At 29.0% G+C, this 8,731-nt stretch carries 8 protein-coding genes; 6 read left to right on the top strand and 2 right to left on the bottom strand.

The genetic code is table 11. From position 1 onward, the window contains the following. The 3 genes from CD152_RS10230 to tagH form a co-directional block, all read left to right on the top strand. A partial coding sequence (locus CD152_RS10230; protein WP_205757045.1) for a CDP-glycerol glycerophosphotransferase family protein occupies positions 1–2,241 on the top strand: 2,241 nt, incomplete at its 5' end. A gap of 22 nt (positions 2,242–2,263) precedes the next feature. Then, a complete protein-coding gene (gene galU, locus CD152_RS10225; RefSeq protein WP_086038428.1) occupies positions 2,264–3,133 on the top strand; it encodes a UTP--glucose-1-phosphate uridylyltransferase GalU in 870 nt (289 codons plus the stop codon). A gap of 23 nt (positions 3,134–3,156) precedes the next feature. Next, a complete protein-coding gene (gene tagH / locus CD152_RS10220; protein ID WP_012656558.1) occupies positions 3,157–3,960 on the top strand; it encodes a teichoic acids export ABC transporter ATP-binding subunit TagH in 804 nt (267 codons plus the stop codon). Positions 3,961–3,989: 29 nt separating this feature from the next. On the opposite strand, the gene tagD is transcribed toward tagH, so the two are convergent. Further along, positions 3,990–4,379, bottom strand: a complete 390-nt coding sequence (tagD, locus tag CD152_RS10215; protein WP_012656559.1) for a glycerol-3-phosphate cytidylyltransferase — start codon at positions 4,377–4,379, stop codon at positions 3,990–3,992. Continuing rightward, on the bottom strand, positions 4,376–5,557 hold the full coding sequence (locus tag CD152_RS10210; RefSeq protein WP_103214748.1) for a glycosyltransferase family 4 protein: 1,182 nt from the start codon (positions 5,555–5,557) through the stop codon (positions 4,376–4,378). The genes tagD and CD152_RS10210 overlap by 4 nt, the downstream gene beginning before the upstream one ends. Positions 5,558–5,620: 63 nt before the next feature. Here CD152_RS10210 and CD152_RS10205 point away from each other — a divergent pair, with 63 nt between their 5' ends. From CD152_RS10205 to CD152_RS10195, 3 genes are all read left to right on the top strand, one after another. Beyond that, on the top strand, positions 5,621–6,718 hold the full coding sequence (locus CD152_RS10205) for a CDP-glycerol glycerophosphotransferase family protein (protein ID WP_157820104.1): 1,098 nt from the start codon (positions 5,621–5,623) through the stop codon (positions 6,716–6,718). A gap of 9 nt (positions 6,719–6,727) precedes the next feature. After that, the gene (locus CD152_RS10200) at positions 6,728–7,834 is read left to right on the top strand and encodes a glycosyltransferase family 2 protein (RefSeq protein WP_101039545.1); all 1,107 of its coding nucleotides are present in this window, start codon (positions 6,728–6,730) and stop codon (positions 7,832–7,834) included. A 13-nt stretch (positions 7,835–7,847) separates the two neighbouring features. After that, positions 7,848–8,731: CDP-glycerol glycerophosphotransferase family protein (locus tag CD152_RS10195; RefSeq protein WP_240592402.1), on the top strand; the 884-nt coding region annotated here is incomplete at its 3' end.

Genomic DNA, 8,731 nt, shown 5'->3' with positions numbered 1-8,731 from the left:
GGGAATCATGTACTAAATAGAAAGTTTAATCAAACAAGAATCATTGATATTTATGATCAATACAATCTTATATTAATGCATGCCGCATCTACTTACGTAAAAAGAGAAGTGGCGAAACAGTTTAAGTTTGATGAAACATGTAAAATCGGTGAAGACGCTAAATATTCTACAAGTATTATTTTGGAATCGGGTAGGTATGGAGTTGTTAAAGACGCTGCCTATATGTATCGCGTAAGGGAAGATGGTAGCAGTGCAATCCAAACAATGGAAGAAAACGGTAATTGGTATAATCATACATTAGAAAGATTTAGTTTAGATTTACTAAATATTACTATAGAAAAGTTAGGGTTTATTCCAAAATATGTACAGAATATTATTATGTATGATTTGAAATTCAAGTTTAGAGTATTAGACTGTGATTCTACTCCGCTAACGCAAGAAGAATATGAGGAATTTAAAGAAAATATTAAGAAAACTTTGCAATTTATAGATGATGATATAATTATATCTACTAAGTTCAGCCAATTGCATAAGAAGCGTGCGCTAATGATGAAGAACGAGTATGCAGGTTTAAATCCTTTTAAAGTTATTGAAGGGAAATCAAACGTGTATTTAATGTATAAGAATACATTTTTGAATAAGTTGACAAAAGAAGCCGTAGATGTCGAGATTGTTAATATTAAAGATGATAATTTGATTATTGAAGGTGGGTTCAGAAGCTTTGCAGGTATCGAAAATTTTGAAATTATCGCTAAAGTAGGAAATGGACAATTTCCATGTAAATTGTTTAGAAGAGCAAATGAAGATAGTGTTTCATTTGATGAAATTACCCAGAAAAAATATGGATTTACTTTAGAAATCCCCAAACACTTCGTGACTAATAACGAAATATCATTTTATTTTAAATCAGATAAATCATTTGTTAAGTTATTAACAAATACATTAAGATTTTCAAAATTAAATAAAAAAGAGAAAACGTCGTATGCTGTAATTGAAGACTTATTATATTACATAGAAAATAATAAGTTGATTTTTAAAAAATATAGTGTCAAGGAACACACTAAAAAAGAAATAGAAAAAATGAAGTTTTTAATGAAAAAGGGTAAACCTGGTTATAAGGCTGTGTTATTTAGAACAGTACACCATGCACTTAATACTTTAAAGAAAAAAGATATATGGATAATGCATGACAGAATCAATAAAGGTGATGATAATGCACAAGCATTGCTTGAATATGCTAATCAAAAAAATGATAATATTAAGAAATATTTTATTGTTCGTAAAAATACAGATACTTATACTACATTAAAATCAAATGGCTATAATGTTGTTGGTTATGGGAGTTATAAACATAAATTATTGTATCTATTATCAGATAAGATTATCTCCAGCCATATTGATGAATGGGTTTTAAACCCTTTTGGAAGCACAATCGTATATTATCAAGATTTATTTAAATTTAAATTAGTATTCTTACAGCACGGTGTGACTATGGTAGATCATTCTAATTGGTTTAATAAATTTAGTAAGAATATTGACAAACTCATTACCTCGTCAAGGTTAGAATATGATTCAATGTTAACAAATAATTATTATTATACAGAGGATGAAGTTAAATTAACGGGTATGCCTAGGTTTGATAAATTAACTTCAGATTCAGATAAAAAGATTTTGTTTATGCCGACTTGGAGAAAACATTTAGTTAGTACGACGCGAGATTCTGAAGGTAATAGATTATATAATGACCATTTTAAAGATACGGAATATTTTAATAAAATCAATGAAGTAATTCAAGACAAACAATTGATGGATTTATTAGAGGAACATGGATATGAATTATATTTCTTCCCACATCCAGATATTAGAACTCAAATCAAAGACTTTACACCTGATAATAGAGTAGTTATACCAAATTTTGATACGAGCTACCAAGATTTATTTAAAGAAGGATCAATATTAATAACAGATTTTTCAAGTGTTCACTTTGATTTCAGTTACTGTAAAAAACCTGTATTATATTATCAATTTGATGAACATCATTTCGAAAAAAGTTATTTTTCATTTGAAAACCATGGTTTTGGACCAGTGGTTAATGAATACAACTCTCTATTTAAGGAATTAAAGAATTTAATAAATAATAATAGTAAGATGGAAGAAAAATATGTTCAAAGAGTTGAAGATTTTTATGAATTTAATGACAGAAACAACTGTGAAAGAGTATATGATGCTATAACTAACTAAATAAATAAAAGGATGTTGTAAAATGAAGAAAGTAAAAAAAGCGATTATTCCTGCTGCTGGTCTCGGTACACGATTCTTGCCTGCAACAAAAGCAATGCCTAAAGAAATGTTACCGATTCTTGATAAACCTACGATACAATATATCGTTGAAGAAGCTGTTGCTGCAGGTATAGAAGATATTATTATCGTAACAGGTAAGCATAAGCGAGCAATTGAAGACCACTTTGATAATCAATTCGAACTAGAAATGGCTTTACTTGAGAAAGAAAAATTTGAAATGTTAGAGTCAGTAAGACGTTCAACTAACCTCGCTAATATTTTTTATGTTCGTCAAAAAGAAACTAAGGGATTAGGTCATGCCATTTGGACAGCAAAACAATTTATTGGAGATGAGCCATTTGCAGTACTGCTTGGCGATGATATCGTTGAATCTGATGAACCAGCGATTCATCAACTTGTTGCTCAGTATGATGCTACATCTAAATCTGTAATTGGTGTCCAGGAAGTAGATCCAAAGAATACACATCGATACGGAATAGTTGATCCATTAGAGCAGGACAACAGATTATACAAAGTTAATAAGTTTGTAGAAAAACCTGAACAAGGAACGGCCCCTTCTAATCTTGCTATTATGGGAAGATATGTCTTGACTCCTGATATTTTTGACTATCTCGAAAATCAAAGTGAAGGTGCGGGCGGAGAAATCCAACTCACTGATGCAATAGAAAGGTTAAATCGAGATGATATTGTTTATGCCTATAATTTTGAAGGTGTTAGACATGATGTTGGAGAAAAATTTGGGTTTGTTAAAACTACTATAGATTTTGCCTTAAAAAACGAAGAAATGCGTGAAGAAGTAATGGAATATATCAAGAGAATCGCGCAACAATAAGCCAGTGAATAGGTGAATAAGTTATGAATGAATCAGTAGTAATTAAAAATGTAACCAAGAAATATAGAATGTACAAATCTAATAAGGAAAGATTAAAAGATCTAATAATCCCAGGTAAAGCGGGGGAGGATTTTTATGCACTTCAAGATATTACGTTTACCGCTTATGAAGGTGATGTAATCGGACTTGTCGGTATCAATGGTTCAGGTAAGTCGACATTATCGAATATAATAGGAGGCATCATACCACCTACTGAAGGTAATTTAGAAAAATATGGAGAAGTTAACGTAATTGCTATTAATGCTGGATTAAATGGAAATTTAACAGGTATGGAAAACATTGAATTTAAATGTCTGTTATTAGGTTATTCTCAGAAACAAATTAAAGCACTTACGCCTGAGATAGTAAAATTCTCGGAGTTAGGGGATTTTATTTATCAACCCGTGAAAAAATATTCTAGTGGTATGAAATCAAAGTTGGGCTTTGCTATTAGTGTCACTGTAAATCCTGATATTCTAGTAATAGACGAAGCATTATCGGTTGGTGATCAGACATTTGCTGATAAAAGCTTAGCAAAAATGCAAGAGTTTAAAGAGCAGAATAAAACAATATTTTTTGTGAGTCACAATTTAGGACAAGTAAAGAAATTCTGTACAAAAATTGCTTGGATTGAGGGCGGATTTTTAAAAGAATTTGGTGACAAAGATACTGTTATGAAGCATTATGAAGAGTTTATTAATGATTTCAAAAAGATGAGTAAAGAAGAACAAGAACATTTTAAGAAAAATTTAAATGATAAAAGAAAAGTAAGAAAAAAATCGCAGTAGTCTTATGACTATTGCGATTTTTGATTAAATTAATTGCCATAAAGTTCTTTTTTTATTTGAGTTGTAGATATGCCTTCAGTTCTTTCTAAGTAAACGACTTCACAGTAGTCTTTTAGATAATCAAACTCACCTTTCCAATCACTGCCCATTAGAAATGTATCAATTTCATAAAGTGTAACATCCTTTACTTTTTGCTCCCAGTTTTCTTCTTTTATTACTAAGTCAACATAACGTATTGATTCTAACATCATTTTACGTTGTTCATAATTATAATATGATTTCTTATTTTTAAGCTTATTAAATTCATCACTTGATAATCCAACAATTAAATATTCACCTAATTCTTTTGCACGTCTTAACAATTCGATATGTCCATAGTGAAGTAAATCAAATGTTCCATAAGTTATTACTCGTCTCATAATGTTTTATTCACACTTTCTATAGTATTTTTCCAAAGGTTTCGAATGACTTCATATTCAAATTTTTTGCTGAATTCAAAACCATTATGCTGAAGGGTATTGAATAAAGATTGATTATTAATAACTTTCAATATTTGATTGGATAAATCAGTTAATGATTCAGCTTGAGCTAATAAACCGTTTACTTCATCATTAATCAATTCTAAAGGCCCAACTGGGCAACCATATGCGACCACTGCATTATGTTTAGCCATTGCTTCTATTAAAACTAATCCAAAACCTTCATATCTGGAAGGCAAAATATAAATTTTACTTTCTTCTAGTAATGTAGGAAGATTTTTTGTAGTTGGATGCAATGTGAGGATTTCATTTAGGTTATTTTTTTCGATTAATTCCTGTAATACTGCCTTCTCTTTGCCATCTCCATAAATATTAACTTTCCAATCTCTGATATCATCTTTTATTAAAGCGATAGTTTTAATTAATAAGTCAAATCCTTTTTCTTTTTCAAAACGTCCTGCACTGATTATAATATTACTTTTTTCTTTATCAGTCTTTAAATTAAAAAACCCTTTAGGTAATGCGTTAGGTATCACTTTTATTCTGGATGAAGTTAAATGTGACTCATAGATGTCTTTATCTTTTTGTGTCAATGAAATCACAAGATCAAATTTCGAATAATACTTTATGATACTTTCTTTTAGAGCTTGTGAGTGTTTTTCAAATAACATATGTTCTTGAGCAATTTTAATGACATGCTCAGGTGCGTATTGAGCAACTAATAAATTATAACTAGCTCTAGTAGAAATTATCATATCACATTTTAAATGTTTTAAAAAACGAATGATCAATGCTTCAGAATATCTAGAAAATTGATTTATGCCAGGTTCATCAGGATGAATATATTGTGGGTAACTCCATTGTGTAAATATTTTTCTAATCTTTTTATTAATAATTTCAGTAATAGAGTGTTGATTTAAAGTTGTATAATCAATTAGTGATTTTAATTTAATATTTTCATTAAATTTAAAAAAGGTATCACGTTGCCCCTTAAATACTGAAACAATTGTAACGTTGTGTCCGATATCATTCAGCATATTCGCAAGATTAGTGACTGCTCTTGTGGTTCCCCCCATGTAATAGACATTATGGACTAGAATAACGATATTTTTACCCATGATATTGCTCCAATCTATGTTAATATATATTTATGATTATACACAATGAGAGAGTTGATTGATATGAAGAGAACTATTATTAAAACATTGTATTTAAACATTTTAGCAATATTTTCATTAATATTTCAGTTCACTAAAGTAAGAAAGAACAAAATAACAATTTATGTTACATTTCAAGAAGATATTGATCCGATCTTAAAGCAGATACCTGACAGGTATGATGTGGTAGTGATATATCACCCTAAATTAGGAAATTATATCAAAGGTTATAAATATCATAGTTTTTCACAATCTAATAAGGGTGTTATTAAAGAGCTCTATCATTTGTCGACTTCTAAATGGATTATAGTCGATACTTATTATTTAATACTAGCTGGAATGAAGAAGAAAAGGGGACAAAAACTAATTCAGACATGGCATGCAGCAGGGGCCTTAAAAAAGTTTGGACTTCAGGATCATAGCTTAAAAAACGCATCTGATAAAGCAATGAAACAGTATAAGCTCGTATATAATACATTTGATTACGTGCTAGTAGGATCTAATGTGATGGAAAATATATTCAAAAAAAGTTTTGGTCTATCTGATTCAAATTTTTTGAGAATAGGCCTACCTAGAATGGATAAATATAAAAAATTAAACCGAAAAAAAGAAAACGACACTATTAGAAAACGCCATGGTATTCCAGCAGAAAAAATAGTTGTTTCTTATGTACCGACTTATAGAGACTACGAAATGGTAGTTCATGAATTACCAATTGATTTCTCAGCACTTGATGAAAGATATCAATGTTTCGTAAAGTTACATCCGGCTGTAAATCTAAAGTCTCAGAATAAATGGGATACTAAAATGACGACGACTGAACTTCTGCTTATATCTGATATTATTATTACTGACTACTCATCATTAGCGATAGAAGCGAGCTTTTTAAATATTCCAGTTCTATTTTATAATTATGATCTCGAAGAATATAATGAAAAAAGAGGATTAGTAGATAATTATTTTGAATTTATTGATAGCGAGGTCATTCGAACGAATGAAGAATTAATGAAACGCATTAGTGAAAAGTTAATACCAAATGAAAAATTGAATCAAAGATGGAATGAGTACAATAATGGAGATGCTACAAATCAACTCATAAAGTTTATAGATGAAGAAGGTTAGGGATGTAACATGAAGATATCTATTATAATACCAATATATAATCAGGAAGAATATATCGTCGATACTATTATATCTGTTAAAAATCAAACATTTAAAAACTTTGAATGTATATTAATCAATGATGGTTCAACAGATGACTCACAAAAAATTGTAGAACGTGAAATTATCGATGACAGCAGATTTAAACTTTATAGCCGAGAAAATCAAGGTGTTAGTGCAACTAGAAATTATGGTATTGAGATATCATCAGGGGATTATATCTATTTTATCGATGGCGATGATACAATCCCTATAGATGCTATGCAAAAACTTTATACAGCTGCACTTGAAAAGGATGCTGATATCGTTATTGGGAAGATGGTTCACAAAATAAATGGTCAAGATAAAGAAATTTCTACCTACCTGTTAGATGGGGTTTATAAAGGTGGGTATAAAACATTAGAAGAAAATCCTGAAATCCTGCACTCTATTGGACCGACTGCCAAGCTGTTTAAACAAAATTTAATACGTGATTTATTGTTTCCCATTAATCTTAAATTTGCTGAAGAACATGAATTTATTGTTGCTGCATATGTGAAAAGTAAGGTTATCTATACAATTGAAGATGTATCTTATTACTATCATATCCGTGAGCAGAATAACTCTGCAACTCAGACGATTAATAATAATGTAAAGGAGTACATGATGAATTTAATTGAATCACATATTAAAGTGCATTCAATTTTAGAACAAAATAAACTCCATAAAGCGTTAAAGTTCTATGGCTATAGAATCACAAATTATATAATGTTTCCATTATTATTACAGGCTGCTCAAAATAATCAACTAATTGAAATAACTAAAATAATAGATGATTATTTAAATACTTCTGCTGTAAAGACGGGTGTTGATAAAAATAGAATTAAGGAAATATATTTGTATCAGGTGATTAATAATTTAGATTACACAGGATTCATTAAACAAAAACCTTACTTTGAAATGGTTCATAAACATATTAATACACCTAACATTAATAAAATGTTTCCTGATAGAGTTAATTTTTATTCGACAAAGATGTGTATTAGAATTAAAATAATCACGAAAAAGATATATAGAAAAATTAAAATAAATATATAAATTAAGGAGCAGTATGATTAATATAGTGAGAATAGAGAAAAATGATAAATGTCTATCCATCTTTGTTAATTATTCATTGCCATGCAATATAAGATGGCAAAGTAATAAAGGTCACATTGTGTATCCTGAAAATAATATAAAAATTTTAGATCTAATAAAGATTAATTTTGATATTTCGAAATTCAAACATACCGAATATGAGTTAATTAGCGATAATCCATATATTATAAATATTTCTGAAGAAAATCGCTTGAGAAATCAGAAATATTTTAATCTAAAAGAAAACTGCTTACTATATTTAAATCTGAGTTTACAAAAAAAATTTAAATTTCAAATTAATAAAATTTTTGATATTAAAAATAAAAAGCTTAGAACTGGAGCTAAAATAAGGATATTGTATTGGCTAACCAAACCATATTTTATAAGAAAAAACATTATATTGTTTGGAGAGCGCCACGATACGATGTCTGATAATAGTTCTTATTTATTTTTTAATTATTTTAATAAAAAATACAATAACGGCTATTATTTACATACTAATGACAAAACTGATAAGGTCATAAAAATTAATACGCTTAAACATATCTTGTACTTTTTAAATAGCAAAGTTTGTGTAAATGCTTATGATATCGAAAGGTATATGTCTTTTGAAGGTTACGGTAAGAAAGGTTTACTAGAAACATTTGGCGATATTTTAAACTATAAAAAAGTCTTTTTACAGCATGGCGTTTTCTACAATGATATTAGCGACTATATTGATAAAAATAAAATACATTTCGATTTAGTCGTTGTGTCGACTGAACATGAAAAAGATTTCTTAATTCAACATCATTATACGGATGATGAAATCGTCACTTCAGGATTACCGAGGTTCAATAAGTTAGTTGATAAAAGTGA

The sequence above is a fragment of the Macrococcoides caseolyticum genome (genome assembly GCF_002902665.1).
GTDB classification, from domain to species: Bacteria; Bacillota; Bacilli; order Staphylococcales; family Staphylococcaceae; genus Macrococcoides; species Macrococcoides caseolyticum.
This window is presented reverse-complemented; position numbering and strand designations above follow the sequence as displayed.